This is a genomic window from Massilia sp. YIM B02763, from assembly GCF_030412015.1.
Classification (GTDB): domain Bacteria; phylum Pseudomonadota; class Gammaproteobacteria; order Burkholderiales; family Burkholderiaceae_D; genus Telluria.
In genome coordinates this window covers 75,820-102,692 of record NZ_JASNRD010000019.1, presented here as the reverse complement: position 1 = coordinate 102,692, position 26,873 = coordinate 75,820, and the positions used below count along the sequence as shown (strand labels likewise).

Here is a 26,873-nt window from a genome sequence, read left to right as displayed (position 1 = left end):
TGGTGCCCACCCTACGACCATTGCTGTAGGGTGGGCACCATGTGCCCACCATGAGCCGAGGAAAGCTCAGAACAAGGACCCGGTCACCGGCCCCTGTTCTTCCACCTTCTTCTTCGGCTCCTTCGGCGCCGCCCACGCCTTCATCGCCTCCGCCGGAAACGGCCGCAGGAAACTGCGCGCCGCTTCCGGGCTGCGACATGCCAGCCAATCGCCGACTTCATCGGGCGGCAGGATCACCAGCGAACGCTTTTCGTCGCCGGGCTTGTGGAAGCGCCGCATCAGCGGGTGCTCGTCCGCATTGATGGTGATCTGGGTAAAGGAGCTGCTCACCTGGCCGTCGGCCTCGGCCCACTGGCGCCACAGGCCGGCGACATAGAACAGCGCGTCGTCCCGCATGCCGATGCCGAAGCGCTCGGCGCGGCCGCTTTCGTAGTTCGGTTCGAAGAAGCACTGCATCGGCACGGCGCACAATTGCGCCCGGCGCCAGGCCGGCGCATAGGAGCGCTTCTCGCCGAGCGATTCGGCGCGCGCATTCATCGTGTCGAAGGGTTTGACGCCGGGCGGAATATGGCGGCGCGGGACCATGCCGTAGCTGGCCAGGTCCAGCATGCGTTCGCCGTCCTGGCCCAGGCGCAGGATCGGCGCCTGGTAATCCTTCCAGGTTTCGCCGGGCCAGTCGAGGTCACGATACAAATCGACGAGGATCCCGAGCACCATGTCGAGCTGCTCGGGCAGCGGGGGACGGTAATTGACGCACATGGGGGAATGATAGCAGCCGTCCCGGTCGATATGCTAAGGTGGCGCCTTCTTCCAATGACCGTGCCGCTGCAGTGAGCAATACCGTTTCCTCCAGTCCCTACGTCGGCCGCTTCGCGCCGTCGCCCAGCGGCGTGCTGCACGCCGGCTCGCTCGTGGCCGCGCTGGCCAGTTACCTCGACGCGCGCGTGCACGATGGTACCTGGCTGATCCGCATCGAGGACATCGACGAAGGCCGCAGCGTGCCTGGCGCCGCCGAGGAGATCCTGGCCCAGCTGCACTGGCTCGGCATGCATTCGGACCGCGAGGTGGTGTGGCAGAGCCGGCGCAAGCAGCTGTACCAGGCCGCCCGCGAACAGCTTGCCTCTCTCGCCTACGATTGCGGCTGCAACCGGCGCGAGATCGCCGATTCGCACCTGGGTGTCGCGCCCGACGGCGCCGCGATCTATCCGGGCACTTGCCGCCACGGGCTGGCGCCGGGGCGCAGCGCGCGCAGCCTGCGCTTGCGCGTGCCGGACGCCGGACAGGACGAGATCGTCTTCACGGACCGCTTCGCCGGCACCGTGCGCCAGCGGCTGGCGAGCGAGTCGGGCGACTTCGTGCTCAAGCGCGCCGACGGCTTCTGGGCCTACCAGCTGGCCGTGGTCGTCGACGATGCCGAGCAGGGCGTGACGGACGTGGTGCGCGGCGCCGATCTGCTCGATTCGACCCCGCGCCAGATCTACCTGCAGCGCCTGCTGGGCGTGCCGACGCCGCGTTACCTGCACGTGCCCGTCGTGCGCAACGCCGACGGCGAAAAACTCTCCAAGCAGACCGGTGCCCCGGCCGTGCAAAGCGGCGGCAGCGAGGCCGACGCCGTGGCCGCGCTGGCCACGGCGGCCGGCTTCCTCGGCCTCGGGAACATCGAGGCCGGGTCGCTGGCCGCGTTCTGGCAAGCAGCCGTCCCGGCCTGGGCCAGGCTGCTTGCAGAGCGCGGCGCCACGCTGCCGCCGGTCAGGGACTAAGGCTCAGGAGCCTACCCCAGTAGGCGGGAGTCGTTGCTGGCGCGCCTGGCAAGCGCGGGCGGCGTTGCTCGTCGTTGCGTGGCTCGCCACGCGGCCTCCTCACGCCTTGCCCGCACTTCCCATGCACTGCCATCAACTTTCCCCCGCCTACCGGGATAGGCTCTAAGCCGCCAGCCCGGGCTCCGGCTGGCGCCGGCGCCGGTTCATCCACAACAAGCCTCCCAGGCCGATGCCCAGCATGGCCCACTCGGCCGGTTCGGGGATCGGTGCGGCCACCAGGAAGCCGCGGATCTCGCCGTTCGGGTAGGCGTCGGTGTGGATGTTGACGTAGGCCTCGTTGGCGTTGATGCCTGCCAGCAGCGCCGCGGCGGCGCCCGACGCGGTACCTCCGTACGCCGCCAGGAAGGCCGGGTCGTAGGTCGCCTCGTCGCCCAGGTTGAAGGCGGCCGAGTATTCCCCGCCCGATACGCCGGTCGGGAAGCCGGTGAACGGCAGCGCGATCGGCGACGTGCCGGTAAACGCCTCGTCGGTGCAGCAATGGATGTGGGCGCCGGTGGTGCTGCCGAGCAGGCCCCGGAACGAGAGGTCGACCAGCAACTGGCGGCCGGGGATCTCGACCGCGACGGTGGCAGTGCCTGGCGATGCATTGGGCGGGACCTCCAGCGCCCCGACCGCGGTCGCCTGGTAGGTGGTGCCCCCGCTCTGGGCCAGTGCAGGGACGGCCAGGCTGGACGCCGCCGCCAGTGCAAGGATGGGTAGAACACGTTTCATGGATGCCTCCTGTTGAACATGTAGCTGCGCACCCCGTCCTGGAGTGCCGTCCAAACTTAGCACCGGGTGTCCGGCCGGGCTCACACCATACGGCTGAGATAATGCCCGCTGGAGAGTATCAACGAGAAACTGAGCAGGAAATTCAACTATGCCTCGTCAGCTGTGCCTCGTCAGCTGTGCCTCGTCAGCTGTGCATCCTCAGGTACGCGGCGGATCCGTCGCCGGCGGCCGCTTCAGCACGGTGATGCTGCCGTCGGGTTCCAGGAAGGAGCATTGCATTTCGTGGCGGGCGCAGTCGGCCTGGCGCAGCGCCTGTTCGATGTCCAGCTGGCCGACGCGGTTGCGCTTGCAGACCTTGTCGAAGAAGACGCCGTCGCGTCCGATGAGGACCGCCTCGCCCTCGAACATCGCTTCCATCTTGCGGCTGTTGGCCGACAGCAGGCCGATGCTGGCGTTGAGCGCGATCAGCGTGGCGGCGATGATCAGGCCGCCCGCCACGGAATCGTCGCCGCCGGACAAGCCGTTCGACACGGCTTCCGACAACAGCATGACCACCAGCAGGTCGAACGGCGTCAGCTGGCTGACGGTGCGGCGTCCCGACAGGCGCACCATGATGAGCAGGGCCAGGTAGACCATCGCCCCGCGCACGATAAATTCCCACCAGGGAAGATCCATGTCGAACATAGCCACTCCATGATGTCGGATACGATGGCACCATTGTAAGGACGTCCGGACGGCCCGATTGTTCGCCAGGGAACACAGGACTGCTGGTGTCCGCAGGCATGCCCGGATCCGCCACTGGTCGTATTGACGCCGCCGCGGCCGCCGTCTATCCTCGGGCACCGTCGCTTTTGTTTTTCCTCAATGACACTCCGCCTTGCCGCCTCCATCGCGGCGGCCATCCTGCTGGCTTGCCGCCCCGCGCATGCGGGCCGCCCGATGGTCGTCGACGACGCCACCATCCTGGAACCCGGCACCTGCCAGGTGGAAAGCTGGACCCAGCGGCCGTCAGGCCGCAGCGAGTACTGGGCCGTGCCGACGTGCCGCGTCGGCGCCTGGGAATTGGGCGCGGGCCTGGGAGCGATCCTGCCGGATGGGGGATCGCACTACCGTTCCCGCGTGCTGCAGGCCAAGACGATCTTCCATCCGCTGCAGACGAATGGCTGGGGCATCGGCCTCACCATCGCGGACCAGTACCGCCAGGGCAACGGCGTCGTCGGCGACGTGTCCGTGCTGGTGCCGCTGACGGTGTCGCTGCTCGACGATCGCGTGCTCGTGCATGCCAATGCGGGCTGGCTGCGCCAGCATGGAAACGGCAGCGGTGCCCTGTGGGCGGTGGGCGCGGAATGGGCGGCGCAGCCCCGGCTGACGCTGACGCTGGAGACCTATGGTACCCAGCGCGGGCATGGCTACGTCCAGGCCGGACTGGCCTTCGCGGCGATTCCGGACCGGCTGGTGCTCGACGCCGGCGTGGGCCAGCGCCTGGGCCGCTGGGGCCTCGAGCGCTATCTCACGGTCGGGCTGACCTGGGTTTTCCCCGGGCTGCGCTGAGCCGGCCGGCTCACGCGCCGGCGGCGCCGGGATGGCGCGCGAGCCACGCCGCGAGCGCCAGTTCGTAGTTCTCCAGCGCGATCTGGTACATGTCGAACACGCAGTGCACGCAGCCGCTGGCGCAGCAGTCTTCCAGCTGCGGCTCGCGCGGGGGCTGCGGGCGCGGATCGGTGGATGGATGCGCGGGCGGGGACGGGGCTGACATGAACGCCAGCATAGCGCCCGTGCGCCGCCGCGTCGAGCGCCATGCCGCGTTCAGCGTGCCCGTTCCCCGTCGCGCGGCGGCGGGGGCGGCGGGGGCGGTGCCGGTTGCGCCGGCGCCGCGGGCGGTGCAGGCAAGGCGTGTAGCGCGGGAGGTGCCGGCGCAGCGGGTGGCGCAGGCGGTGCCGGCGGCGGGGGCGGCGGTGGACACTTGTCCTCGCCGTCCTTGCAGTGGACCTTGGGCGGAACGTGCTCGGGCGCCGCGGCGGCCGGCAGTGCATGGCCGGCCAGCGCGGCCAGCAGCGGTACGATCACAATGGCTTTCATCGATTCTCCTCGTGTGCGGCCCGCGCGTTGCGGCAGGCCATGGACGCAGGATGCGCGTCGAATGTGGAGAAAAAATGGATTCAGGGATCGAAGCGGTAGCCCACGCCGTAGATCGAGCGGATCGGCTCCAGGCCGGGCAGGGCGCCATCGAGCTTGCGGCGCAGGTTCTTCACGTGGCTGTCGATGGTGCGGTCGGAAGCGTCGAGGTGGGCGCCGCCTTCGCGCGCCAGGTCGAGCAGCCGGGCGCGCGAAAACACCTGTCGCGGACGGCGCAGCAGGGCCGCGAGGATGCCGTATTCGGTCGGCGTCAGGTCGAGCGGCTTGCCGTTGGCGAGGATGGCATGCGCCGCCGCATCGATGGCCAGCACGGGCACCGCCGGCGCGGCGGATGAAGGCGGGCCGGCGCGGCGCAGGACGGCCCTGATGCGCGCCATCAGCTCGCGTGGGCTGAACGGCTTGCACAGGTAGTCGTCGGCGCCCGCTTCCAGGCCGAGCAGGCGGTCGATCTCTTCCACGCGCGCCGTCACCATGATGACGGGGAGGTCGCCGTCGGCGCGCAGGGCGCGGCACAGCGCCAGGCCGTCCAGGCCGGGGAGCATGACGTCCAGCACCGCCAGGGCCGGCGGGTCGCGGCGCAGCGCGTCGAGCGCCTGCGCGCCGTCGTGGAAGACCTGGGCCGCGTAGCCGGCCGCGCGCGCATAGTCGGCGACCAGGTCCGCCAGTTCCGGCTCGTCTTCCACGATGGCGATGCGCAGGGGCGGCGATGGGTTCATGCGGACTCCGTGACATGGCGCGCCAGCGGCACGACGATGGTGGCGCGCAGGCCGTGCAGCGGCGAGTGCGAGAAATGCAGGCTCGCGCCCTGCGCATCGAGCAGGCGGCGGCACAGCGCCAGGCCCAGGCCGGCGCCGCCGTGGGCGCGGCTGCGCGAGGCGTCGACGCGGTAGAAGCGGTCGGCCAGGTGTTCCAGCGCCCCGTCCGGCACCCCCGGCGCGCTGTCGTCCAGGTGCAGCTGCAGGCGCTGGCCGTCGCTGTGCGCATGCAGGCGCACGCGGCCGCCGGCGGCCGTGTAGCGCAGGCTGTTCTCGAACAGGTTGTCGAACACCTGGCGCATGCGGTCGGGGTCGGCCAGCACGGTGGCGTCCGGCGGCGCCGGGCCCAGGTCCAGCGCCAGGCCGGCCGCGCGCAGGCGTTCGCCGAAGGCGCCGGCGTGGCTGCTCGCCAGCTCCCACAAGTCGAGCGGCGCCAGCTGGCAATCGAGGGCGCCGACGTCGGCGCGCGCCAGCGCATACAGTTCGTCGATCAGCTTGGTCAGGGCCAGCACCTGGCGCAGCATGGCGTCGATATTGGCGGGGCTGGCGCTGCGCACGCCGTCCTGCAGCGCCTCCAGCTGGGCGCGCAGCACCGCGAGCGGGGTACGCAATTCGTGCGAGGTGTCGGCCACCCACTGGCGCCGCGCGCTTTCCATGCCGCCCAGGCGTTCGGCCAGCGCATTGAAGTGGCGCGCCAGCTCGCCCAGCTCGTCGCTGCGGCCGGCGGGCAGGCGCGTGTCGAAGCGGCCGTCGGCCAGGCGCCGCGCGCCGTCCTCGAGCGCGCGGATCGGACGGCGGAAGTGGCGCGCCAGCAGCGTCGCCGCAAGCGCGCTCGCCAGCACGGCCGCCGCAGCGATGGGCCACAGGCTCTTGCGCAGTTGTTCCAGGAAGGCGATGGCCATCGCGTCGCTGGGAAGCGCGCCGCGCGCCACGGCCAGGTAACCCACCGTGCGCCCCGCGACTTGCAGGGGGCGGCGCGCCAGGGTGCCCGCCGTGCCGGCAGGCGGCCTGCGGCCCGCCAGCCAGGCGCCGTGGGCATCGAGCAGCGTGATGCGGCCGGACAGCGGCAGGTCGGACTCGGCGGAGTCCGGCGGCGGGGGCGGCGGGGCCGGCGCCGTCGTGCTGCGCGCCATGGGCGGTGGGGGCAGGGGCGGCATGACCGGATCGAGACCGGATGCGGGCGGCGCCGGTGGGGCGGGAGGCGCCGGCGGGGCCGGCGGCGCGGGGAGCACGCGCGTCGCCTCGCGCAGGCGCTGCAGCCGCCGCAGTTCGCCGGCGATCCAGCCGCGCCTTTCCTCGTCAGGGATGAAGCCCCAGCCGCCGCCGGCCCGGTAGCGCGCCGCCAGCGCGGCCGACAGTTCGTCCAGGCGATCGAGTTCGATGGCGACGGCATAGTCGCCGAAGCCAGCCAGCACGTTCTGGCGCAGCAGCAGCACCGCGCCCGCGGCGACGAGCAGGATCGCCAGCAGGACGGATGCGAACAGACGGTGGCCGATCGAGAATTTCAAGACGCTGTGGAGAAGTGATTGCGACGGCCCATTCTAGGCCAAGCGTGGCCGGCGGTCACCGTCGGGACGACCGCGGGAACTAACGTCGCAACCAACGTCGTCCTGCGAAGGCAGCGGCCGAATGTCTGCACGAGCAGCCTGGCACGCAAACTTGGGGCCCTGCCTTCGCAGGGGCGACGCATCATTGTCGGTGGTGCGCTAGCGACCGAAGCGCGCCAGCGCCCGCGCCACGGCCGCGTGGGCGCCCTGGTCGAGGATGGCGTTGTGCGCCGTGATCACGCGGGTGAACGGCCAGCGCAGCACGGCGCGGGCGCTGGCGGCGGCCTGGCCGCGGTCGCGCGTCGCCAGGCGCACCGTGCGCGGCACGTCGAAGCGGTGGCGCACGCCCGTCACGCGCGCGTACAGCGCCGTACGCCAGTCCAGCTTGCCGCCCCAGCACTGCAGCAGGTCGGTCGCGATCAGCGTGCCGGACGCCTTGTGGAACCACACGACCTCGTTGACGAAGGGCTGGCCGTGGAACCAGACCTGGTCCAGCTCGTCCGCCCACTCGGGTTCGACGGTGTCGCCCAGCGTGCGCATGCCGGCCAGGTCGGGGCGCTTGGCGGCCAGGCCCGGCGCGCCGTACAGCGCGGCATGGGGGAAGGCCTGCAGGCAGTGGCCGGCGAACATGTGGTGGGCCTTGTTGGGCGCTACGATCCAGGCGACGTCGCCCAGCCGCCCCAGTTGCTCGCGCACGGTATCGTCGAAGCGCACCGGCGAATGGATCCACAGCTTGCCGCTGGCGAAGCGCACCACCGTCATGCGCGAGGTGAGGGGAACGCCGGCCGTCGTGAGCGCGCACGTCATGTGCCAGAGATTGGGGGCGATCTGGATAAGCATGATGCATTCTATGCAAGAAAGGCAGGGTCGCGCGCCGCGTTGGACGCCGCGGCACCTTGCGGTACGACGTTGCGTATCGAACGGTCCATCGAGCCCGTTCCCGCGCCGGCTGCCCGTCCATTAGCCCTGCGAATCCATCCGGCATGCTAGGATCGCCGGATGGAACGACGATCCGACTACAAGACGGCGCTGCTCATCGACGCCGCCATCCACGAAGCCGCGGCCACGGGCCGCTCCGCCGCCCGCGACCTGGCCTTGCTGGGCATCCCTTTCGAGACCGCCATGCGGGTGCTGACTCGGCCCGACGAGCGCCGCCATCCGCAGCCGCCGGGCATCGCGCGGTCGGTCAGCGCAGCCTGACGGCGGCGACCGTCGTCTCGCTGCCGACCTCGATGGCCGCGTCGCCGAAATCCGGCGGGCCGAACTTGCCGCGCGCCTCGCGGCTGAAGCCGTAGTTTTCCTTGGGGATGCCGACGAAGTTGCGGTCCAGCTCCCCGTTCTCGTTCTCGTCCTGGTAGGCCAGCACGGCCCAGGTGCCGGCCGGCACGCCGGCCACGCGGATCACATTGTCGCCGTCGCGCGCCGGCATCGAGCCGCTGTACGCGCATTGCTTCAGGAAGCGTTCCTTGTCGCAGACGGCGACGTTGACCTTGCCCTTGCCGGCCGCGACGCCCGTGACGTGGATTTCGACGGTGGCGGCATGGGCGGCGCCGGCCAGCGCCAGCAGGGAAAAGATCAGGGATGAGGTCGGCAATGAGGTCGGCAATAAGGCGCGCATGCGGATTCCTTTCTGAGAGTGTGCGCCCAGCCGTGCGGCGGGGCGCTTGTGGTAGTCTGGTGGCATTCTTTTTCTGGTCGCTCGTTCAACACGCCATGCTGTTCAATGCCTTCGTCGTCGTGGTCACGGTCGTGCTGATGGAAGTGTTTTCCATCGTCGCGCACAAGTACGTCATGCACGGTTTCGGGTGGGGCTGGCACAAGTCGCACCACGAACCGCGCACCGGCTGGTTCGAGAAGAACGACCTGTACGCCTTCGTGTTCGCGGGCGTCGCCATCCTGCTGATCTGGCTCGGCACCGAAGGGCGCCATCCGCTCGAATGGATCGGCGCCGGCATGACGGCCTACGGCCTCCTGTACTTCGTCGCCCACGACGGCCTCGTGCACCAGCGCTGGCCGTTTCGCTACGTGCCCAGGCGCGGCTACCTGAAGCGCCTGTACCAGGCCCACCGCATGCACCACGCGGTGCAGGGCAAGGAGGGCACGGTGTCGTTCGGCTTCCTGTACGCGCCGCCCGTCGACAAGCTCAAGCGGCAGTTGCATGCGCTGCATGGCGGGGCGCCGCAGCGCCGTCCGGACGGCGCCACAGGCCGGGAGCGCGCGGCGGCGCACGCCGAACGCGCGAAATGAGCGCGTCGATGCCGCCCTTGCCCAGCAAGCGCAACTTGGTCGCGCGCGAGGTGCCGGCCCGTTCGTCCCAGGCGCGTTCTCCGCGCCGCTTCACTTCGATCCCGATCTGGCGGTAGACGTTGCGCGCGCTGGCGATCGCCCAGGCCGAGCGCAGCGGCAGCGCGGCGATGCCGTGCGTGGCCGACGCGTAATACGGTTCGGCATGGTCGACGAGGCGCGCGGCCACGCGCGCCAGCGCGGCGCGGTGCCGGGGCTCGGCGAGTTCCTGCGGCGGGATCCCCGCTTCGCGCAGCCACTGCGCCGGCACGTAGCAGCGGCCCACGGCCGCATCCTCGACGATGTCGCGCGCGATATTCGTCAACTGGAACGCGATACCCAGGTCGCAGGCGCGGTCCAGCACGGCGGCGTCGCGCGCGCCCATGATCGACGCCATCATCAGCCCCACGACGCCGGCCACGTGGTAGCAGTAGCGCAGCGTGTCCTCGATGGTCTCGTAGCGGGCCTGGCCGACGTCCATGCCGAAGCCGGCCAGGTGGTCGAAGGCGAAGCGCTGGGCGATGGCGTGCTGCAGCGCCACTTCCTGGAAGGCGGCGAAGGCGGGGTCGCTCATGCGTTCGCCCGCATAGGCGCGCCGCGTCATGTCCTCGAGCCGCGCGAGCTCGCGCGCCGGATCGTGGGTCAAGGAGGGCGCCGCATTGAAGCCCAGTTCCTGGCCGTCGACGACGTCGTCGCAATGGCGGCACCAGGCATACAGCATCAGCACGCTGCGCCGCGTGGCCGGGTCGAACAGGCGCGCGGCGGCGGCGAAGCTCTTCGAGCCGACCTCGATCGTCTCGGTGGCATGCTGCATCAGCGCGGCGTCGCTCATGCCGCCACTCCTTCCAGCATCAGGCCCGCCGTCGCCTTGGCCGAGCCGATCACGCCCGGCACGCCCGCACCCGGATGCGTGCCGGCGCCCACCAGGTACAGATTCGCGATTTCCGCGTCGCGGTTGTGCGGGCGGAACCAGGCGCTCTGCGTGAGGATCGGCTCCAGCGAGAACGCCGAGCCCAGGTGGGCATTCAGGGTGTCGCGGAAATCGTGCGGCGTGAAGATGCGGCTCGTGACGAGCTGGCTGCGCAGCCCCGGCATGTAGCGCCGTTCGAGGTAGTCGAAGATGCGGTCGCGGTACAGCGGCCCCTCGACTTCCCAGTCGATCGGCGCGTTGCCCAGGTGCGGCACGGGCGCCAGCACGTAGTGGCTGCCGCAGCCCGGCGGCGCCAGCGACGGGTCGGTGACGCAGGGCGCGTGCAGGTACAGCGAGAAGTCCTCGGCCAGCTGGTCGCCCTGGAAGATGTCGGCGATCAGTTCGCGGTAGCGCGGGCCGAAGCACACGGTGTGGTGCTGCAGCTGCTCGTGATGGTGGTCCAGGCCGAAGTACAGCACGAACAGGGAATTCGAGAAACGCTTGCCGGCCAGCGCCTTGCCCTCGGCCGCGCCGCGCGGGTGCTGGCCCAGCAGGGCGGAATACGTGTGCACGACGTCGGCGTTGGAGGCAACGGCGTCGGCCGGGAACAGGCTGCCGTCCTGCGTGCGCACGCCCGTCGCGCGCGCGCCTTCCGTCTCGATCTTCGCGACCGGCGCGTTCAGTTCGATGCGGCCGCCGATGTCCTCGAACAGCTTGACCATGGCGCGCACGAGGGCGCCCGTGCCGCCGCGCGGGAACCACACGCCCCACTTGCGCTCCAGCGCGTGGATCAGCGTGTAGATCGAGGAGGTGGCGAACGGGTTGCCGCCCACCAGCAGCGAATGGAAGGAGAAGGCCTGGCGCAGGTGCTCGTCCTCGATGAAGCGCGACACCAGGCTGTAGACGCTGCGCCAGGCCTGCAGGCGCGCCAGCTGCGGGCCGGCCGAGATCATGTCGCGGAAGGACAGGAAGGGCACGGCGCCCAGCTTGATGTAGCCTTCCTCGAACACGGCCTTGGAGTAGGCCAGGAAGCGCTGGTAGCCGGCCACGTCGGCGGGATTCCTCGCATGGATCTGGCGGTCCAGCGCATCCTGGTCGTTGGCGTAGTCGAAGTGGCTGCCGTCTTCCCAGCACAGGCGGTAGAACGGCGTCACGGGCAGCATCTCGACGTAGTCGGCCATGCGCTTGCCCGCCAGCGCGAACAGTTCCTCGATCGCGGACGGATCGGTGATGACGGTGGGGCCGGCGTCGAACACGAAGCCCTGGTCCTCGTAGACGTAGGCGCGGCCGCCCGGCTTGTCGCGCTTTTCCAGGAGGGTGGTCTGCATGCCGCTGGCCTGCAGGCGGATCGCCAGCGCCAGGCCGCCGAAGCCGGCGCCCACGACCACGGCCGTTTTTGATCCGCTCATTGCTCCGCTCATTCTTGCATTCATTCCGATTTCCTGATTTGGTGAGGGTATATCTTGCATGCGGCGGCCAGGGCCTGGCCGACGGGCACGGGAGGTTTGCCGGACAGGATGCGCGCCTTGTTCGCAAGGCTCAGGCGTCCGGCATAGAAATTCTCGATCAAGGGCGCCGGCAGGCGGTAGAAGCGCTGCATGACGCGCCAGCGCTGCTGCGGGCTGCCGGCCAGGAACAGCATGCGGTTCAGCAGGCGGAAGAAGCGCTGGAGCCGCCACGCATCCTGCGCCTCTTCGCGGATGGCGTCGAACACGGCGGGCGCGTCGAAGCCGCGCAGGCCGCACAGGCGGTCGGCCAGGCGCACCGCATGGGGCAGCGAATAGCCCGTCGTCGCGTGGAACAGGCCGGCGCGCAGGCCCGCGCAGGGCTGGCCCGCGATGTCGTCCCAGTAGCGTTCGATGTCGCCGGCCAGCACGATGGGCAAGGAGCCCCGTTCCTCGCGCAGCACGCGCGCGATGCGCCAGCCGCGCGCCTGCGCGTACGCGTCGATGTTCGCTTGCATGCGCGCCGCGTCGAAGCCGGCGCCGTCGACGTAGTGCGTGTCCTCGATCAGGATGCGGTGCGTGTCGAACGGCAGCAGGTAGACGAAGCGGTAGCCGCCTTGCTGCTCGACGGCCGCATCCATGATGACGGGCGCCGTCAGGCCGTGCGGCGCTTCCAGTTCCACTTCGCGTCCGAGAAAGGTCTGCCAGCCCAGTGCCAGCCGGCTGCTGGCGCGCATGCCGCGGCCGTCGATCACGGCGCGCGCCGCGATGGTCTCGCCGTCTTCCAGCGTGACGGACGTGGGGCCGACGTCGCGCACGCGCGCATTCGTGCGCAGCGCGTCGCCCAGCGCCGGCGCGACCACGCGCGCGAAATCGTCGGACGCGATGCTCGCGTAGCCGCCGTCGAGCGTGCGCGCGAGTTCCGGGAAGACGACGTCGTAGCGCGGCCAGCGGCAGGACACGAGCGGCGCCATCCAGTCGCGCTGGGCGGCGCTCAGGTCGCTGTCGTGGAAGGACCAGGTGTGGTTGCCGCCGATGCGCTCGCCCTGTTCCAGCAGCAGGATGCGCAGGCCGGGGCGCTGCCGGCGCAGGCGCCAGGCGATCAGGCCGTTGGCGAGGCCGCCGCCGACCAGCACCAGGTCGTGGTTGCAGGCGAGGGGGCTCATGGTCATGCCGCCGTCTCTCGCTGCCGCTCCCGCAGCGGCTGCGGCGGACGCGGCGCCAGCGCCGCTTCGATGATGTCGACGGCGCGTGCCGTGCCGCCGGCGCGCGCGACGGCGCCGGACAGTGCCTCCAGCTTGGGCGCGAAGCCCGGATCGTCGAGCAGGCGCCGCAGCTTGCGCGCGATGGCGCCGCTCGTGGCGAAGCGGTACGACGCATGCAGGCCCACGCCCGCATGCAGCATGCGCGCCGCCATGCCCGGATGGTCGAAGGCGATCGGCAGCGCCAGGATCGGCGTGCGCGCGGCGATGGCGTCGAGCACCGTGTTCACGCCCGCATGCGAGATGACGGCGTCGGCCCGTTCGAGCACCGCCCGCTGGGGCGCGAACGCGCACACCCAGGTGGCGCCGGCCTGGCGCAGCGCGCGTTCCTGGCGCGCGTCCAGGCCGCCGCAATGGGCGATGAGCAGCTGCACGCCCTCGCGGCGGCAGGCCCTTGCGATGCGCTCGAACAGGCCGAAGCGGCCGCCCTGCATGGTGCCCAGCGATGCGAACACGAAGGGCTTGCCGTCGGCCACGTCGGGCATCGCATGGGCGTACGGATCGGCGGCGGGACCTTGCGCGAGCGGACGCAGCGGGCCCACGTGGTGGAAGTGCGCGGGCGCCTCGCGGCGCGGGAAATCGAATTCGCGCACGGTCTGGCTGATCTGCGCCAGCGGCGACAGGCAGTGGTGCAGGGCGCTGCGCTCGCCCAGGCCGAAGCGCCGCGCGTGCTCGGCGATCACGCGGCCGTGCGCGCCCATCATCCAGTCGTAGACCCTGGTGCTGCCCTCGACCATGCGCCGCCCCTTTTCGCTGTCCTCGTAGGCGAATGGCATCACGGGCAGGGGAATGCCCGGCTCGCGGTTGACGGGCAGGGCGTTGGCGATGGAGACGAAGGGCAGCTTCATGCCGTCGGCCACGAGGCCGCCGGCCGCTTCCATCTGGTCGGCGATGATGGCGTCGATGCCGAGCGATTCGATGGCAGCGGGCAGCTCGCGGCACAGCATGTCGGTGCTGCCGGCCATGTCGGCGATTACGCGGCGCAGGCGCAGGGGACCGCCGGGATTGGCGGCGCGGCGCGCGACGGCGTCCAGCGAGCCGGGCGGATGCGTGCCGCTGCCGACGGCGTGAAAGCCGATGCGCGCATCGTCGAGGTAGGCGGCGGCGTCGGGGCGGTGCAGGAAGGTGACGCGGTGGCCGTGCGCGACCAGCGCCCCGGCGAGCGCCTGCAGGGCCTTGTAGTGGCTGTAGAAGGCGGGGGCGACGACGCCGAAGTGGGCCATGGCCGGTGCCTGGACAGGGCGGGTCAGGCGCGCGCGGCGGCGATGCCGTCCGCCTGGGCGCGGGATGGCCGCGCCGCATCGCCGGCGCGTGCCGCCGGCAGTGCCTGGCCGAACAGGCTCCGCACGAACTGGCGGGTACCCTGGCGCGCGCCGACGGCGGCGTCCAGGTGGCGCTCGGCCTCGACCAGGTGGGCCAGCAGGCGCCGGCGCGCTTCCTCGACGCCGAGGGTATTCACGAAGGTGGCCTTGCCGGCATCCTTGCCCGTGTCCTTGCCGGTGACGGCGCTGTCGTTGCCGGGACCGTCCTGGAAGTCGTCGCGGATCTGGAAGGCCTGGCCGGCCGCGAGCGCGAACGCGCGCAGCGAGCGGGCCGTGCGCTCGTCGGCCTCGGCCACGATGGCCGCCATGTCGACGGCGGCGCCCAGCAGCACGCCGGTCTTGAGTTCGTTGGTCTCGGCGATCTCGGCGGCCGAGCGCGCGCCGCCGTGCAGGTCGAGGAACTGGCCGCGCACGAGGCCTTGCGTGCCGACCGTCTCGCCCAGCGCGCACACGAGGCGGGTGCGCACGGCGGGCGGGATGTCCTCGGCCGCGCTCAGGATGCAGAAGGCGCGGCTGAGCAGGGCCACCGATGCCAGGATGGCGATGTCCTCGCCGTAGGCCACGTGGATCGCCGGCTTGCCGCGGCGCAGGCGCGCATCGTCCATGCACGGCATGTCGTCCAGGATCAGCGAGGCCGCGTGCACCATCTCGACGGCGCAGCCGACGTCGACGAGGGCGGGCGAATCGCAGCCGAGGTCGCGCGCGACGAGCATCAGGAGCAGGGGACGCATGCGCTTGCCCGCGCCGAGGGTGCCGGCGCGCATCGCATGCGTCAGCAGGTCGGCCTTGTCGCTGTCGGCGAGCAAAGCCGCCATGCGGTCCTCGATGTCCCGGCGCAGCGCGTCCAGGTCTTCCACTCCGTCGAGACCGTCGAACCGCCATGTCTGCTTGATCATGCGTTTCCTCCGCCGATGCCGGCAACGAAAAATTGATGAATTCGAAGCCCATGATACCGGAAACAAAGTTGAGGAATGATTAATCACATTCAAACGTGCGGACCCGCTCGTCAGGCTATTTTTCGATGGAAAGGCCGGGGTGGGGCGGACCCTGCCGATGCCTCGCAAAGCCGCATGGACACTGGCTTGCGACGGATTGTCTATACAGATTTGATGAATTCACCCGGCCGGCATGGCGAGCGAAACGAGGGGGGCGGCGGCCGCGCCGGAAAGGGATGCCGTGAGGAATCAGCGGGTCAACAGCGGGTCAAGGTTCGGGCCGGGCCATGAAAAAGGCGCTGTTCGCGTTAATTAGATAAAGCACCGGGCGTCCGGCGGCAGCGTAGTGCTGCGCGCAACAGCAAGGCGGGTGTGGTCAGGTGCCGGTCGTCCAGGACGCGCTGCCAGCCGGAGTAATGGACGAGGTAGCGGCTGGCCACGCCGCGAAAACGCAGCAGCCACGTCTTGAAGCGGCTGTGCCAGCCGTTCACATTCTGGAGATGGAGCGCGCCGCGCGCGCGTACGCCTGCCTTCGCGTTCACTGCCTCATGGCTGACCCCGGCTGTTGCCGCGAAGGTTCTGTAGGCGAGCGCCGCATCGCTGACCAGTAACGCATCGCTGGCCAGCACCGGTCGCAGGCACCGCGTCAGCTGGCTTGCCGTGACGGGGCCGCGGCCCGTATGGAAATCCAGCGTGCGGCCGCTGCGGTCGCGCGCCACCAGCAGGCAGTCGTGGTCGCGGTTGATCCCGCGGCGCCTGGCAACGCCGCCCCGTTTCCTCGGCGGCCGGTCGAGCTGACGCGAGCCCTTCTGCGATTCGAGCAGATAGGTTTCGTCCGCCTCGACGATGGCCGACAACTGCCGTGGGCGCTCGTGCATGGCGCCTGGGACGAAACGGTGGCGCCAGCGAAAGCTGGTCGTGCGGTGCACAGCGGTGACGGTGGCAGTATCGCGCACGGTGCGCGACTCGAGCAGGCACTGCAGATACGGCAGCCATTTTTCCTTCTTGCGCAAGCGCGCGAGCGGCGTTCCCGTCAAGGCATTGTAGCTGCGGCGGCAACGGCAGCACCGAAAACGCTGCAGTCCGCTGGCGCGGCCGCAACGATGCACACGGGTACAAGCGCAGTGCGGGCATGGGGGGATGCCGGCAGCTTGTTCGATGAGGGACATGCATTCTCCCGGATGGGCGATGGAGGCAATCCAGGTGCGCAGCCGGGCAAGATCGTCGGTGCGCAGCGGCAAGTTCGTCAAGGCGGCGAACAGGTCAGCGAATACCAGGCTGCGCATTGCGGTCTCCCCATGAGTTACCTCGACAGTGGGTAAGACCGCAGCGGCGGCGTCCGGTTCACATAACTAACGCGAACAGCGCCATGAAAAAAGCCGGCACGGGGAGAACCCGTGCCGGCTTCATGCAGCGTTTGCGTTCGATCAGAACTTAACGTTGTACGCCAGGCCGAGCAACTGCATATGGGTCTTCCAGGTGCCGCGCGTCGTTTCGCCGTTGCCCGTGCAGGTCGTCGCCAGCGGGTTGCAGTTGTTGCTGTAGTTGCCGTTGGCATCCTTGAAGTCGAGATAGCTGTAGGCCATGTCGAGCGAGGAGTTCGGGGTCAGCTTCCAGTTGGCGCCGAAGGACAGCTGCATGCGGTCCGCATCCGGCAGGGCGGCGTGGCGCAGCGCGTCGCTGCGGATCGGGGCGTCGTCGTGGGCGATGCCGGCGCGCAGGGTGACGGCCTCGTTCAGCTTGTAGTTGCCGCCGAGCGAAACGCGCACGGTGTTCTTCCACTGCTGGCGGATGGTCTCGTCGCCTTCGGTGGTGCCGACGAACTGGATGTCGATGTTTTCCATGCGCGAGGTGCGCGACCAGGTCACGTCGGCCATGCCGGCCCATTTCTCGTCGAACTGGTGGAAGGCGTTGATCGACAGGGTTTCCGGGGTGCGCAGGTCGACGCGCGCGGCCGAGTTGGCGCGGTGCGAAGCGCTCTGCAGCACGCCGTTGACGACCGGGCTGCTGGTCACGCCCGAGAAGTCCCAGATCGCGCCGCCCTTCAGCTCGTGCTTGATCGACGAGCGGTAGGCGATGCCGAAGCGGGTGCTTTCGGTCGGCGAGTACATGTAGCCCAGGTTGAAGCCGTAGCCCCAGTCCTTGCCCTCGACGCTGCCGTGGGCGTCGCCTGCCGTGGCCAGCAGGGCCGGGTTGCCGCCCAGCGCCGCGATCTGGCGCGCCAGCACGGCGCCGCTGCCGCTCGCCTGCGCGGCGATGACGCTGCCCGGCACGTCCACGCCCTGGCCCAGGCGCGCCTTCATGTATTCGGCGTCGATGCCGAAGCCGAATGCGTGCTGCTCGTTGACCTTGAACGACACGGACGGGTTGATCGTCACGGCTTCCAGCTTGATGTTGGTCAGCGCGTAGCGGCCCGACCAGTTCCAGTCGTAGTCCAGCTTGGTGCCGTAGGGGACGAACACGCCCACGCCTGCGGTCCAGCGGTCGTCGATCTTCTGGCTGTAGTACAGCGACGGCGCGGCCACGACTTCCGGCGCATAGTCGTCCTGCGAGGTCTTGCCGCCGACCGGGGTGCGGGTGAAGCGGGTCGAGCCGCTGTCCTGGAAGGTCGAGTGCGGCACCAGCGCCGTCACGCCGCCCATGAACTGGCGGCCTTCGAGGCGCGACAGGCCGGCCGGGTTGGCGAAGATGGTCGAAGCGTCGGCCGCTTCGGCGCCGTTCGATTCGGCCGTGCCTTGCGCGGAGACGCTCTGCGAGCCGAAGCGGTAGCCGGACGCGCCCGCGTTCATCGAGGCGGCGCCCAGGGCCAGGGCGATGATGAGGGAAAGTTGCTTGGGATTCATTGTCTCACTCCTGTTATATGAGGATGTTGCCCCCCGGCTTCGGTGGCTGAGGCTGGCGGGCGCAAGCATAGCATTTTTTGAACGACCGTTCTATTACGACTTCGACGGAGTTTTGTATCGAATTTGTAGCGCTCACGCCGCCAGCCGCGCCACGGCCTGCGCCGCCAGGTCGACGGTCCGGTAGCTGGCCTGTTCCGCGCCGCTGCCCGTGGTGATGAATTCGAGCGGCAGGCCGCCCTGGCCGCCCATGCGGTACAGGCGGCCGTCGCCCGGCGGGATCAGCACGTGCACGCGCGTCACCACGCAGGCCAGGTGCCGCTCGCCGGCGCGCACCACCATCAGGTGTGCGCCGGCATCCGTGTCGTAACCGTCCGCGCCGCGCAGGTCGGCCACGGGAATCGCCCGGTCCTGCCATTCCAGCGTGGCGGGGGCCGGCGCGGCGAGCGCCGTCACCTGTTCGACGGCGTCGATCGGGACCGCCTGCATGCCGTCGGCCTCGAACACGATGTAGGCGACCGCGTTGTGCGCCTCCTGGCCGCCACCGCCGCCCTGGCGTGCCGCGGGCGCGGCGTCGGCGGGGCGGCTGAGCGCCGCTTCGGGAGAGCGGGCGAACAGGCGCGCCGTGTCGAGCAGGTGCACGGGGCCGTCGGCATCGAACGCCTCGGCGACGCAGCCTGCCACGGACACGGCCAGGGACGGATCGAAGCCGGCGAGCTGCAGGACGGCATGGACCGGGACGCCCAGCGCGAGGCCGCCGTGCTCGATCACGGCCAGCAGGGGGGCGGACGCGTCCGATGCCGCGGAGGTGGGCAGCACGTCGGCGCCGGCCAGCACCGCCACGTGGCGGCCGCGCCACATGCAGTAGGCGCCGCCGATGCCGCCGATGCCGCCGATCTGCTCCAAGGGCGGCATCGGGATGACTTCGACGAGGTCGGCGGCAGGCACGCCCAGCCGCGCGCCGCCCGCGCGCAGCAAGGCGTAAGGAAGCAATTGCGGCAGGCCGGCGCCGGCCGGCGCCGCGGACGCCGGGTCCGGCGCGCCTGCCGCGAGGCCGGCGGCGTCGCTCCAGGCCGCGGCCAGCACGGCCAGCCGGTCGACGTCGAGCAGGCTCAGGATGCCGCCGTCGGCGGGCGAGCGCACGGCGCTGTGGAACACTTCTTCCGGATCGTCGTCGTGGTACAGGCGCGTGGCCGCGCCGGGCGCCGCGTCGAGCACGGCGCCGACCGTATCGACGCGCAGGCCCAGCAGGCCGCCGCTGGCACGCAGCACGAGGATGTGCGGCTTGCCCGTGGCGGCCGGCGCGCTGCCGACGTCGACCCAGCGGCCCAGGTCGACCACGGGCACCAGCACGCCATCGTGGTCGACGATGCCGCTCAGGGCGCCGTGGCGGCGCGGCAGCAGCGTGGTCTGGCGGGGCGCGGGAATCGCCTGGAGCACGGCGTCGGCGGGAATGCCGAGCCGGACTGCGCCGACGGTCGCTTCGGCGAGGCGCAGGCCGAGCGGGCCGTCAGCGCCGTCCACATGATGCGCGTGCATGGCTCAGCGCTCCGTCGCGATGCTTTCCAGCTCCTGCAGCAGGGCCGAGGCATCCTGCGTGGCGCCGGCCTGGGCGCTGGTCGAGGCGTGGATCTGGCCGATCGATGCGCTGGTCTCGGCGACCGACTGGACGATGCTGGCGAACGCTTCCTCGACCTCGGCGGCCAGGCGCGTGCCTTCGCCCACGCGGCCGACGGTTTCGTTGATCAGCTTGGCGATCTCGCGCGCCGCCTGCGCCGACTTCTCGGCCAGCTTGCGCACTTCGTTGGCGACGACCGAGAAGCCGGCGCCGTGGGCGCCCGCGCGCGCCGCCTCGATCGCGGCGTTGAACGCGAGCAGGTGGGTCTGGCCGGCGATGTCGCCGATGGTGTCGATGATCTCGCGCACTTCGCCGGACGAGGTCTGGATCGCCGTCATCGCATCGCGCGAGCGGGCCAGCAGCTTGCTGCCCTGCGCCGCCTCGCCCTGGGTCTGCGTGGCCAGGCCGGCCGACTGCTGCGATGCCTGGGCGATCGAGGCGATCGACTGGGTCAGTCCCGTCAGCACGCCGGAAATGGCCTTGATCTTGCTGCGCACCAGCTCCTCGCGGTGCACCTGCTCGGTGACGTCCATCGCGAACTTGACGACCTTGTAGGGCTTGCCGTTGGCGTCCAGGATGGGATTGTAGGTCGCCAGGATCCAGATGTCGGCATCGTGCTTGCCGCGGCGGCAGAAGCGGCCCGACTGGAACTGGCCCTGGGCCAGGTTGGCCCAGAAGTGGCGGTAGGCGGCGCTCTTCACGTGCGCCGGATCGCAGAACATGCTGTGGTGGCGGCCGATCACTTCGTCCTCGACGTAGCCCATGGTGCGCAGGAAGTTCTCGTTCGCGGCCAGCACGTTGCCGCGCAGGTCGAACTCGATCATGGCCTGCGAGCGGCCGATCGCATCGATCTTGCCGCGCGTCTCGGCATCGCGCATCTTCTGCGCGGTAATGTCGGTGGCGAACTTCACGACCTTGACCGGCTTGCCCCCGGCGTCGAAGATCGGGTTGTAGGTCGCCTGCAGCCAGACGACGCGGCCGTCCTTGGCGACGCGCTTGAATTCGCCGGCATGGAACTGGCCGTCGGCCAGGTGCTTCCAGAACAGGCGGTAGTCGTGCGAGCGGCCGAACGCCGGTTCGCAGAACATCGCGTGCTCCTGGCCGACGATCTCGTCGAGGCCGTAGCCCATCGCATCGAGGAAATTCTGGTTGGCGTGCAGGATGCGGCCCTCGAGGTCGAATTCGATCACGGCCTGCACGCGGTCGAGCGCGCGCATGCGCCCTTCGAAGTCGGCCTGGCGCAGCTTGTCGGCCGTGATGTCGGTGGCGAACTTGATCACCTTGACGGGCTTGCCGTCGGCGTCGAACACGGGGTTGTACGAGGCGCGCAGCCACAGCGTGGCGCCGTTCTTCGCCACCCGCATGTAGTCGCCGCTGCAGGGATGGCCCTGGGCCAGCGCCTGCCAGAACACGGCATAGTCTTCCGAGGCCACGAAGGCCGGCAGGCAGAACGTGCGGTGGTGGCGGCCCGTCACCTCGGCGCGGGTATAGCCCATCGTGTCGAGGAAGTTCTGGTTCGCGTGCAGCAGCTGGCCGTTCAGGTCGAATTCGGCCACCGCCTGGGTGCGGTTGATGGCGTCGAGGGCAGCGAGCGCCATGTGCAGGCGCTTGTCGGATTGGGAGGGATGGTGTTCCACGGTCGTTTGCATCGTCGTCGTCTGGTTGTCTTGCACGGGGTCCCGAAGCAACGATACACACCGAAATAGTAGCTGCCGGGAAACTAAGCTGGTGATTTAATCATTTTCCAGGCGGAAATTCCAACATTTTTTCAATCGTGCGCGAAAAAATGCCGATTTCGTTGTTCGGATGGCCACGACGGTCGGTCGCTGCATGATTGACGCGATGGCAACACGTGGTTAGCATCGGGACGCCAGCCGGACGCAGCGTTCGCCCGGCACATGACCTTTTATCAAGGAGACCCGCACGATGTCCCGTTCCCATTCCGTTTCTTCGCTGGCGCTCGCGCTGGCATGCCTGGCCGCCACCGGCGCCGCTTCCGCTGCCGCCACTGCCGCCAACTCCACGGCCGACGCGCCGCTCGCCACGCTCGACAGCGGCAAGGTGGCCGGCGCCAGCGCGGACGGCGTCGCCAGCTGGAAGGGGATCCCGTTCGCGCAGGCGCCGGTCGGCCCCCTGCGCTGGCGCGCGCCGCAACCGGTGGCGGCCTGGGACGGGGTGCGCGACGCGCGCAACTACGGCAGCGATTGCATGCAGCTGCCGTTCCCCAGCGATGCCGCGCCGCTGGGCACGGCGCCGTCCGAGGACTGCCTGTTCGTCAATGTCTGGAAGCCGACCCATGCCAAGGCAGCGGGCAAGCTGCCCGTGATCGTCTGGATCTACGGCGGCGGCTTCGTCAACGGCGGGTCCTCGCCGCCGACCTATTCGGGCGCGCCGCTGGCGAAGCAGGGCGCCGTCGTGGTCAGCTTCAACTACCGCCTGGGCCGCTTCGGCTTCTTCGCCCATCCGCAGCTCACGCGCGAGGCGCAGGGGGGCGACAGCCTGCTCGGCAACTACGCGTTCATGGACCAGCTGGCGGCATTGAAGTGGGTGCAGCGCAATGCCGGCGCCTTTGGCGGCGACCCTGCCAACGTCACCATCATCGGCGAGTCGGCCGGCGGCATGGCCGTCAACACGCTGCTCACGTCGCCGCTGGCGCAGGGCCTGTTCGCCAAGGCGGCCGTGCTGTCGGGCGGCGAGGGCCGCACCCAGGACCCGGGCCTGGCGAAGGCCGAGCAGGCCGGCGTGGCGTTCGGCGCGACCAAGGGCATCGCGGCCGACGACCCGCAGGCGCAGGAGAAGCTGCGCGCACTGCCGCCCGACGCCATCGTCGACGGCATGAACCTGGCCGGCCGCGGCGCGGCGGGGCCGGACGCCTTCACCGGTCCCTTCGTCGACGGCCGCCTGGCCGTCGATTCGCTTGCCGCCTTCAATGCCGGCCGCTTCGCGCGCGTGCCCGTGATGATCGGCGCCACCAGCGCCGACATCGGCGGCAAGGCCGGCTTCATGGTGGCCGGCGCGCGCAGCCTGGCCGCCACGCTGGCGCGCCAGGGCGTGCCCGTGTACGCCTACCGCTTCTCCTACGTGGCCGATTCGCTCGGCAAGGCAGCGGTGGCAGGGGGCGCCCGCCATGCGACCGACATCCCCTACTTCTTCGCCACCACGGACGTCAAGTACGGCGACCAGGCCACGCGCCGCGACATCGGCATGGGCAAGACAATGAGCGCCTACCTGGTGAACTTCGCGAAGAAGGGCGACCCGAACGGCAAGCGCCTGCCGTCCTGGCCGCGCTACGACGCGGGCAAGGACGCGATCATGGATTTCTCGGCCAACGGCAAGGCGGTGGCGCAGCAGGATCCATGGGGCGCCGAGATCGATGCGGCGCGCGCGGCGCCGGCCGCGCAGGCCGCGCGCTAGCGGCGGATCACGAGTCCGTGCGCATGCACGGACGGCCGCGGCCCGTCGCCATGGCGGGCATCGTAGTCGGCCTGGGCGCGCAGCAGTTCCTCCTCGTGCGCGCCGATCCAGTCGAACATCGTGCGTACCAGCACGTCGAGCGTGCGGCCCAGCGGCGTCAGGCTGTATTCGACGGTGACGGGCGCCGTGTCCATCACGGCGCGCGCCACCAGGCCGTTGCGCTCCAGCCCGCGCAGGCTTTGCGACAGCATCTTCTGCGAGACGCCGTCGATGCGGCGGCGGATCTCGTTGAAGCGCAGCGGCCCCTCCAGCAGTCCGTACAGGATCAGCGTGGTCCACTTGTCCGCAAGTTGCAGGTCCGCGAGCAGTGCGCGCCCGCGGCAGGGCGACAGCAGCGCCTCTTCGTTCGACATCTTCATGGTTGACTGGTTACCTCGGGGTGACCTGGTGACGGGGCGGTGCCTAATTGACGCCGGATGCCGGAAATTTATCATGCGGCTTCCTTTTATGTGGAGAGCCATGATGGACCAAACGATGAAGACGGTGCTGGTGGAAGGCGAAGGCGGCCCGGAATTGCTGCAGGTGCGCCAGGTCGCCCGCCCCGTGCCGGGGCCCGGCGAGGTGCTGGTGAAGGTGGAATTCGGTTCCGTGAACGCGGTCGACAAGCGCGTGCGCGAAGGTTACCTGCGCGAGTACGCGCCGCGCCCGTACACGGCCGGTTCGGACTTCGCCGGCACGGTGGTGGAGGCCGGCGTGGGCGCCGACCTGGCGCCGGGCACGCGCGTGTTCGGCGGCCTGATGCCCAACACGGGCGGCTATGGCGAATACGTGAAGGTGAGCGCGGGCGACGTCGCGCGCATCCCGGACGGCGTCGGCTTCGAGCAGGCGGCGTCGCTGCCCGTGGCCGGCCTGACGGCATGGTCGGCGATCATCGCGCTGGGCGAGCTGCAGCCCGGCCAGCGAGTGCTGGTGCAGGGCGCGGCCGGCGGCGTGGGCCACTTCGCCGTCCAGATGGCGCGCCGCATCGGCGCCCACGTGATCGGCGTCGCGTCGGCCGCCAAGGCCGGCTTCGTGCGCGAACTGGGCGCCGACGAGGTGCTGGACTATGCCGACCAGCACTACGCGCGCGGCCTGCACGACATCGACCTGGTGGTGGACGGCGTCAGCGCGGCCAGCATTGCCAGCGTCTACCCGGCCATGAACCCGGGCGGTCGCGTGTTCAGCCTGTTCGACCAGCCGCCCCCGCCGCCCGCGGGCGTGCGCGCCGAGTTCCTGGCCGGCGGCACGGGGCCGGGCACCTTGCGCGAAAAGCTGGAGAACCTCGTCGCCATGGTGGTGCGCGGCGAGCTGGTGCCGCACATCTCGCGCATCTACGCGCAGGAAGAGGCGGCGGTCGCGCAGGAAGCGAACAAGACGGGCAAGGTGCTGATCCGGCCCTGAGCGGCGCGTCAGTACACGTCGCGCCGGTAGCGCGCATCGGCCGTGAGCGCATCCAGCGTTTCTTCTCCCAGGATCTCGACCAGCGCCTCGTGCACGCCGCCGGCCATGCCCTGCAGGCTGCCGCACACGTAGATGGCGGCGCCGCGCTCGACCCAGTCGGCGACGTGCCGGGCGTTCGCGCGCAGCAGGTCCTGCACGTAGCGGCGCTGCGCCCCGTCGCGCGAGAAGGCGAGGTCCAGGCGCTTGAGCCAGCCGGCGTCGTGCCAGCCCCGCAGCTCGTCCCGTAGCAGGAAGTCGTGCGCCGCGTTGCGTTCGCCGAACAGCAGCCAGTTGTCGTCGACGCCGGCATTGATGCGGGCCTTGAGCAGGGCGCGCAGGCCGGCCAGGCCGCTGCCGTTGCCGATCGCCACGAGGGGGCGGCGCGCGTTCTCCCCCAGGCGGAAGCGCTGGTGCGCGCGGATGCGCAGCTGGATGGCATCGTCGCCGGCGGCGCCCTCGCACAGCCAGCCGGAGGCGGCACCGGGCGTGCCGTCCTCGCGCCGCTGCAGGCGCACCAGCAGTTCCAGCCGGCCTTCGGACGGGATCGAGGCGATCGAGTATTCGCGCGGGTGCGCCGGGTCGGACGGCGGGCTCACCTGGGCCAGGTCGCCTGCTTCCCAGGCGGGCAGGCTGCCGCTCGCCGGCAGCAGCGCCAGCCGGTACAGCGGCGCGCCGGCGCTGCCGGGGTTCAGGAGCAGGCGCTCGCCGATGCGCCATGCGCCGTAGGCCGGCGCTTCCCAGTCGGGCGCGTCGGCGGTGCCGGCCAGGCGGCCGACGTGGTGCTGCCAGGCGGCCAGCGCGCGGGTGTCGCCGCGGTCGACGTCGATGCGCTCGAACAGGCGCGTCGCCCCCTGCTGCGCCAGCCAGGCGTCCAGGGCGCGGCCGAAGCCGCAGTAGTTCGCATAGCTGGCGTCGCCCAGCGCCAGCACGGCGTAGTGCAGGTGCGCCAGGTCGGCGCCGGCGGCCATCAGGCGGCCGGCGAAGGGCGCGGCCGTGTCGGGCGCATCGCCTTCGCCGTAGGTGGCGGCGATGAACAGCACTTGCGTGGCGCCGCGCAGCAGGTCCAGGTCGAGCGTGGAGATGCAGGCGGCGCGCGCCGACAGCCCGCCGGTGGCGAGCAGCTCGGCGCTGCGCTCGGCCAGGTAGTGCGCATTGCCGGTCTGGCTGGCGTACACCACCAGCCAGTCGGCCGGCGCGTTGGCGACGGCGCGCTTGCGCCATTGGGCGCGCCAGATGCCGGCGCACAGTGCGAGGTAGCTGCCGGTCAGCGCCAGGGCGCCGCCCCAGCGCAGGGGTTCGGTCGTGAAGGTCATGCGGGGTTCATTCAGGCGAGGCGTCGAGCATGGCGCGCCAGGCGGACGAGCTGTATTCGGCGAGTGCGGCCGGGCCGGCGCCGCGCCGCACGAGGAAGCGGGCGGCGATGGCGCGTTCCTCGGCGAAGGCCAGGCCGTCCTGCGGGCCCAGCACGTTCAGCGCCGTGGACAGCGCGTCGGCCGCCATGCAGCTGGACGCCAGCACCGTGACCGAGGCGGTGTCGTGGGCGATGGGCCAGCCCGTGCGTGGATCGAGCGTGTGCGAAGCACGCCGGCCGTGGGCCGGTTGGCCATGGGTTTGCCAGAAATAACGGCGATAGTCGCCCGAGGTGGCGATCGCCAGGCCGTGCAGCGCGACGACGGTTTCAGGCGTTTCCGCATCCGGCACGCCTTCGACCTCGATCCACCACGGCTGGCCGTCCTCCTTCACGCCGGCCCCGCGCAATTCCCCGCCCGCTTCGACGACGTAGTGGCGCAGGCCATGGCGTTCCAGGCACAGGGCGAGGCGGTCGACGGCGTAGCCCTTCGCCACCGAGGACAGGTCGAGCAGGGCGCCGCCCGGTTGCAGCAGGCGCCGCCGTTCCCGGTCGAGTTCCACGCGTGCCGCCCCTCGCCCCGTCATGACGGCGGCGACGGCATCCGCGGCCGGCGCATAGAAGCCGGCCTGGTCGTACCGGCGGACGGGACCGAAGCCCCACAGGTTCACCAGCGCGCCGGCGGCCGGGTCGTAGGCGCCGTGCGTGTCGTCGCGTACCCGCAGCGCGTAGTCGACCACCTCGTAGAAGGCGTCGGGCAGGTCGGTCCAGCTGCCGGCCGGCGCCGCATTGAAGCGCGACAGCAGCGAATCCGGCTCCCAGTGGCTCATCTGGGCCACCACGAGGTCGAGTTCCGCCTGCAGCAGGCGCCGCAGACCGCCTTCCAGTCCCGCCGGTGCCGACGCAGGCACCATGAAGCGTGCCGACCAGCCCGTCCCCATCGACGTGCCCGCGAGCGTGTGCAGGCGGCTGCCGGCGGGCGGCAGCGCGGGATCGATGGCGGCGGGGATCAGGACGGCGCGCTCGGGGGCCAGCTGCGGAATCAATG

At 70.5% G+C, this 26,873-nt stretch carries 27 protein-coding genes; 6 read left to right on the top strand and 21 right to left on the bottom strand.

What is annotated here, in order from left to right:
- Positions 1 to 66: 66 nt before the first annotated feature.
- Positions 67 to 759: an SOS response-associated peptidase gene (locus QPK32_RS21015; protein WP_290414747.1), complete on the bottom strand. Its 693-nt coding sequence runs from the start codon at positions 757 to 759 to the stop codon at positions 67 to 69.
- Between the two features lie 71 nt (positions 760 to 830).
- On the opposite strand from QPK32_RS21015, the gene gluQRS reads away from it, so the two are divergent.
- On the top strand, positions 831 to 1,760 hold the full coding sequence (gene gluQRS, locus QPK32_RS21010) for a tRNA glutamyl-Q(34) synthetase GluQRS (RefSeq protein WP_290414746.1): 930 nt from the start codon (positions 831 to 833) through the stop codon (positions 1,758 to 1,760).
- Between the two features lie 162 nt (positions 1,761 to 1,922).
- Here the strand turns inward: gluQRS and QPK32_RS21005 are convergent, their stop codons facing one another.
- Complete coding sequence (locus tag QPK32_RS21005) at positions 1,923 to 2,531, bottom strand: CHRD domain-containing protein (RefSeq protein WP_290414745.1); 609 nt, start codon at positions 2,529 to 2,531, stop codon at positions 1,923 to 1,925.
- Positions 2,532 to 2,729: 198 nt separating this feature from the next.
- Complete coding sequence (locus QPK32_RS21000; protein ID WP_290414744.1) at positions 2,730 to 3,215, bottom strand: DUF421 domain-containing protein; 486 nt, start codon at positions 3,213 to 3,215, stop codon at positions 2,730 to 2,732.
- A gap of 180 nt (positions 3,216 to 3,395) precedes the next feature.
- On the opposite strand from QPK32_RS21000, the gene QPK32_RS20995 reads away from it, so the two are divergent.
- Positions 3,396 to 4,082 carry a hypothetical protein gene (locus tag QPK32_RS20995; RefSeq protein ID WP_290414743.1) on the top strand — a complete coding sequence of 229 codons (687 nt, stop codon included), beginning with the start codon at positions 3,396 to 3,398 and terminating at the stop codon, positions 4,080 to 4,082.
- 10 nt (positions 4,083 to 4,092) lie between these two features.
- On the opposite strand, the gene QPK32_RS20990 is transcribed toward QPK32_RS20995, so the two are convergent.
- From QPK32_RS20990 to QPK32_RS20970, 5 genes are all read right to left on the bottom strand, one after another.
- A complete protein-coding gene (locus QPK32_RS20990; RefSeq protein WP_290414742.1) occupies positions 4,093 to 4,287 on the bottom strand; it encodes an oxidoreductase-like domain-containing protein in 195 nt (64 codons plus the stop codon).
- Between the two features lie 50 nt (positions 4,288 to 4,337).
- Positions 4,338 to 4,610 (bottom strand): hypothetical protein, encoded by a 273-nt coding sequence (locus QPK32_RS20985; protein ID WP_290414741.1) that lies wholly within the window; start codon positions 4,608 to 4,610, stop codon positions 4,338 to 4,340.
- An 80-nt stretch (positions 4,611 to 4,690) separates the two neighbouring features.
- Entirely contained in the window at positions 4,691 to 5,383 is a 693-nt protein-coding gene (locus QPK32_RS20980) for a response regulator (protein WP_290414740.1), read from the bottom strand.
- Positions 5,380 to 6,930 carry an ATP-binding protein gene (locus QPK32_RS20975; RefSeq protein WP_290414739.1) on the bottom strand — a complete coding sequence of 517 codons (1,551 nt, stop codon included), beginning with the start codon at positions 6,928 to 6,930 and terminating at the stop codon, positions 5,380 to 5,382. The genes QPK32_RS20980 and QPK32_RS20975 overlap by 4 nt, the downstream gene beginning before the upstream one ends.
- Before the next feature lie 198 nt (positions 6,931 to 7,128).
- Positions 7,129 to 7,809: a DUF4336 domain-containing protein gene (locus QPK32_RS20970; RefSeq protein ID WP_290414738.1), complete on the bottom strand. Its 681-nt coding sequence runs from the start codon at positions 7,807 to 7,809 to the stop codon at positions 7,129 to 7,131.
- A gap of 159 nt (positions 7,810 to 7,968) precedes the next feature.
- Between QPK32_RS20970 and QPK32_RS20965 the strand changes: the two genes are divergently transcribed.
- Positions 7,969 to 8,169 carry a hypothetical protein gene (locus QPK32_RS20965; RefSeq protein ID WP_290414737.1) on the top strand — a complete coding sequence of 67 codons (201 nt, stop codon included), beginning with the start codon at positions 7,969 to 7,971 and terminating at the stop codon, positions 8,167 to 8,169.
- On the opposite strand, the gene QPK32_RS20960 is transcribed toward QPK32_RS20965, so the two are convergent.
- Positions 8,156 to 8,587, bottom strand: a complete 432-nt coding sequence (locus tag QPK32_RS20960) for a DUF2141 domain-containing protein (protein WP_290414736.1) — start codon at positions 8,585 to 8,587, stop codon at positions 8,156 to 8,158. The two genes, QPK32_RS20965 and QPK32_RS20960, sit on opposite strands and share 14 nt — an antisense overlap.
- A 59-nt stretch (positions 8,588 to 8,646) precedes the next feature.
- Here QPK32_RS20960 and QPK32_RS20955 point away from each other — a divergent pair, with 59 nt between their 5' ends.
- Positions 8,647 to 9,216, top strand: coding sequence for a sterol desaturase family protein (locus tag QPK32_RS20955; RefSeq protein ID WP_290414735.1), 570 nt, complete (start codon positions 8,647 to 8,649; stop codon positions 9,214 to 9,216).
- On the opposite strand, the gene crtB is transcribed toward QPK32_RS20955, so the two are convergent.
- The 9 genes from crtB to QPK32_RS20910 form a co-directional block, all read right to left on the bottom strand.
- Positions 9,113 to 10,084: a 15-cis-phytoene synthase CrtB gene (gene crtB, locus QPK32_RS20950; RefSeq protein WP_290414734.1), complete on the bottom strand. Its 972-nt coding sequence runs from the start codon at positions 10,082 to 10,084 to the stop codon at positions 9,113 to 9,115. The two genes, QPK32_RS20955 and crtB, sit on opposite strands and share 104 nt — an antisense overlap.
- A complete protein-coding gene (locus QPK32_RS20945) occupies positions 10,081 to 11,571 on the bottom strand; it encodes a phytoene desaturase (RefSeq protein ID WP_290414733.1) in 1,491 nt (496 codons plus the stop codon). Before QPK32_RS20945 ends, crtB begins: the two co-directional genes overlap by 4 nt.
- A gap of 20 nt (positions 11,572 to 11,591) precedes the next feature.
- Positions 11,592 to 12,779, bottom strand: a complete 1,188-nt coding sequence (gene crtY, locus QPK32_RS20940; RefSeq protein WP_290414732.1) for a lycopene beta-cyclase CrtY — start codon at positions 12,777 to 12,779, stop codon at positions 11,592 to 11,594.
- Positions 12,776 to 14,092 (bottom strand): glycosyltransferase, encoded by a 1,317-nt coding sequence (locus QPK32_RS20935; RefSeq protein WP_290414731.1) that lies wholly within the window; start codon positions 14,090 to 14,092, stop codon positions 12,776 to 12,778. The genes crtY and QPK32_RS20935 overlap by 4 nt, the downstream gene beginning before the upstream one ends.
- 23 nt (positions 14,093 to 14,115) lie before the next feature.
- Positions 14,116 to 15,087: a polyprenyl synthetase family protein gene (locus QPK32_RS20930; RefSeq protein WP_290414730.1), complete on the bottom strand. Its 972-nt coding sequence runs from the start codon at positions 15,085 to 15,087 to the stop codon at positions 14,116 to 14,118.
- A gap of 347 nt (positions 15,088 to 15,434) precedes the next feature.
- Positions 15,435 to 16,412 (bottom strand): IS1595 family transposase, encoded by a 978-nt coding sequence (locus QPK32_RS20925; RefSeq protein WP_290414729.1) that lies wholly within the window; start codon positions 16,410 to 16,412, stop codon positions 15,435 to 15,437.
- A 141-nt stretch (positions 16,413 to 16,553) separates the two neighbouring features.
- Positions 16,554 to 17,969, bottom strand: a complete 1,416-nt coding sequence (locus QPK32_RS20920; RefSeq protein ID WP_290414728.1) for an OmpP1/FadL family transporter — start codon at positions 17,967 to 17,969, stop codon at positions 16,554 to 16,556.
- 132 nt (positions 17,970 to 18,101) lie between these two features.
- The gene (locus QPK32_RS20915; protein ID WP_290414727.1) at positions 18,102 to 19,505 is read right to left on the bottom strand and encodes a chemotaxis protein CheW; all 1,404 of its coding nucleotides are present in this window, start codon (positions 19,503 to 19,505) and stop codon (positions 18,102 to 18,104) included.
- Between the two features lie 3 nt (positions 19,506 to 19,508).
- Positions 19,509 to 21,233 (bottom strand): PAS domain-containing methyl-accepting chemotaxis protein, encoded by a 1,725-nt coding sequence (locus QPK32_RS20910; RefSeq protein ID WP_290414726.1) that lies wholly within the window; start codon positions 21,231 to 21,233, stop codon positions 19,509 to 19,511.
- A 277-nt stretch (positions 21,234 to 21,510) separates the two neighbouring features.
- Between QPK32_RS20910 and QPK32_RS20905 the strand changes: the two genes are divergently transcribed.
- A complete protein-coding gene (locus tag QPK32_RS20905) occupies positions 21,511 to 22,998 on the top strand; it encodes a carboxylesterase/lipase family protein (RefSeq protein ID WP_290414725.1) in 1,488 nt (495 codons plus the stop codon).
- Here the strand turns inward: QPK32_RS20905 and QPK32_RS20900 are convergent.
- Positions 22,995 to 23,417, bottom strand: a complete 423-nt coding sequence (locus QPK32_RS20900; RefSeq protein ID WP_290414724.1) for a helix-turn-helix domain-containing protein — start codon at positions 23,415 to 23,417, stop codon at positions 22,995 to 22,997. The genes QPK32_RS20905 and QPK32_RS20900 overlap by 4 nt on opposite strands.
- A 100-nt stretch (positions 23,418 to 23,517) precedes the next feature.
- On the opposite strand from QPK32_RS20900, the gene QPK32_RS20895 reads away from it, so the two are divergent.
- Positions 23,518 to 24,438 carry an NADP-dependent oxidoreductase gene (locus tag QPK32_RS20895; RefSeq protein ID WP_290414723.1) on the top strand — a complete coding sequence of 307 codons (921 nt, stop codon included), beginning with the start codon at positions 23,518 to 23,520 and terminating at the stop codon, positions 24,436 to 24,438.
- Positions 24,439 to 24,446: 8 nt separating this feature from the next.
- Here the strand turns inward: QPK32_RS20895 and QPK32_RS20890 are convergent, their stop codons facing one another.
- Positions 24,447 to 25,790, bottom strand: a complete 1,344-nt coding sequence (locus tag QPK32_RS20890; protein ID WP_290414722.1) for a sulfite reductase subunit alpha — start codon at positions 25,788 to 25,790, stop codon at positions 24,447 to 24,449.
- 7 nt (positions 25,791 to 25,797) lie between these two features.
- A complete protein-coding gene (locus QPK32_RS20885; RefSeq protein WP_290414721.1) occupies positions 25,798 to 26,871 on the bottom strand; it encodes an FAD:protein FMN transferase in 1,074 nt (357 codons plus the stop codon).
- Between the last annotated feature and the right edge of the window lie 2 nt (positions 26,872 to 26,873).

Excerpts from the sequence above, each read along its gene's own strand:
- QPK32_RS20920 (WP_290414728.1), bottom strand. The coding sequence starts at position 17,969 with ATGAATCCCAAGCAACTTTCCCTCATCATCGCCCTGGCCCTGGGCGCC.
- QPK32_RS20905 (WP_290414725.1), top strand. The coding sequence starts at position 21,511 with ATGTCCCGTTCCCATTCCGTTTCTTCGCTGGCGCTCGCGCTGGCATGC.
- QPK32_RS20990 (WP_290414742.1), bottom strand. The coding sequence starts at position 4,287 with ATGTCAGCCCCGTCCCCGCCCGCGCATCCATCCACCGATCCGCGCCCG.
- QPK32_RS20925 (WP_290414729.1), bottom strand. The coding sequence starts at position 16,412 with ATGCGCAGCCTGGTATTCGCTGACCTGTTCGCCGCCTTGACGAACTTG.
- QPK32_RS21000 (WP_290414744.1), bottom strand. The coding sequence starts at position 3,215 with ATGTTCGACATGGATCTTCCCTGGTGGGAATTTATCGTGCGCGGGGCG.
- QPK32_RS20910 (WP_290414726.1), bottom strand. The coding sequence starts at position 21,233 with ATGCAAACGACCGTGGAACACCATCCCTCCCAATCCGACAAGCGCCTG.
- QPK32_RS20890 (WP_290414722.1), bottom strand. The coding sequence starts at position 25,790 with ATGACCTTCACGACCGAACCCCTGCGCTGGGGCGGCGCCCTGGCGCTG.
- QPK32_RS20895 (WP_290414723.1), top strand. The coding sequence starts at position 23,518 with ATGATGGACCAAACGATGAAGACGGTGCTGGTGGAAGGCGAAGGCGGC.
- QPK32_RS21015 (WP_290414747.1), bottom strand. The coding sequence starts at position 759 with ATGTGCGTCAATTACCGTCCCCCGCTGCCCGAGCAGCTCGACATGGTG.
- QPK32_RS21005 (WP_290414745.1), bottom strand. The coding sequence starts at position 2,531 with ATGAAACGTGTTCTACCCATCCTTGCACTGGCGGCGGCGTCCAGCCTG.
- QPK32_RS20915 (WP_290414727.1), bottom strand. The coding sequence starts at position 19,505 with ATGCACGCGCATCATGTGGACGGCGCTGACGGCCCGCTCGGCCTGCGC.
- QPK32_RS20935 (WP_290414731.1), bottom strand. The coding sequence starts at position 14,092 with ATGGCCCACTTCGGCGTCGTCGCCCCCGCCTTCTACAGCCACTACAAG.
- QPK32_RS20930 (WP_290414730.1), bottom strand. The coding sequence starts at position 15,087 with ATGATCAAGCAGACATGGCGGTTCGACGGTCTCGACGGAGTGGAAGAC.
- QPK32_RS20965 (WP_290414737.1), top strand. The coding sequence starts at position 7,969 with ATGGAACGACGATCCGACTACAAGACGGCGCTGCTCATCGACGCCGCC.
- crtY (WP_290414732.1), bottom strand. The coding sequence starts at position 12,779 with ATGACCATGAGCCCCCTCGCCTGCAACCACGACCTGGTGCTGGTCGGC.
- QPK32_RS20970 (WP_290414738.1), bottom strand. The coding sequence starts at position 7,809 with ATGCTTATCCAGATCGCCCCCAATCTCTGGCACATGACGTGCGCGCTC.
- crtB (WP_290414734.1), bottom strand. The coding sequence starts at position 10,084 with ATGAGCGACGCCGCGCTGATGCAGCATGCCACCGAGACGATCGAGGTC.
- QPK32_RS20960 (WP_290414736.1), bottom strand. The coding sequence starts at position 8,587 with ATGCGCGCCTTATTGCCGACCTCATTGCCGACCTCATCCCTGATCTTT.
- QPK32_RS20985 (WP_290414741.1), bottom strand. The coding sequence starts at position 4,610 with ATGAAAGCCATTGTGATCGTACCGCTGCTGGCCGCGCTGGCCGGCCAT.
- QPK32_RS20980 (WP_290414740.1), bottom strand. The coding sequence starts at position 5,383 with ATGAACCCATCGCCGCCCCTGCGCATCGCCATCGTGGAAGACGAGCCG.
- QPK32_RS20995 (WP_290414743.1), top strand. The coding sequence starts at position 3,396 with ATGACACTCCGCCTTGCCGCCTCCATCGCGGCGGCCATCCTGCTGGCT.
- QPK32_RS20900 (WP_290414724.1), bottom strand. The coding sequence starts at position 23,417 with ATGAAGATGTCGAACGAAGAGGCGCTGCTGTCGCCCTGCCGCGGGCGC.
- QPK32_RS20945 (WP_290414733.1), bottom strand. The coding sequence starts at position 11,571 with ATGAGCGGATCAAAAACGGCCGTGGTCGTGGGCGCCGGCTTCGGCGGC.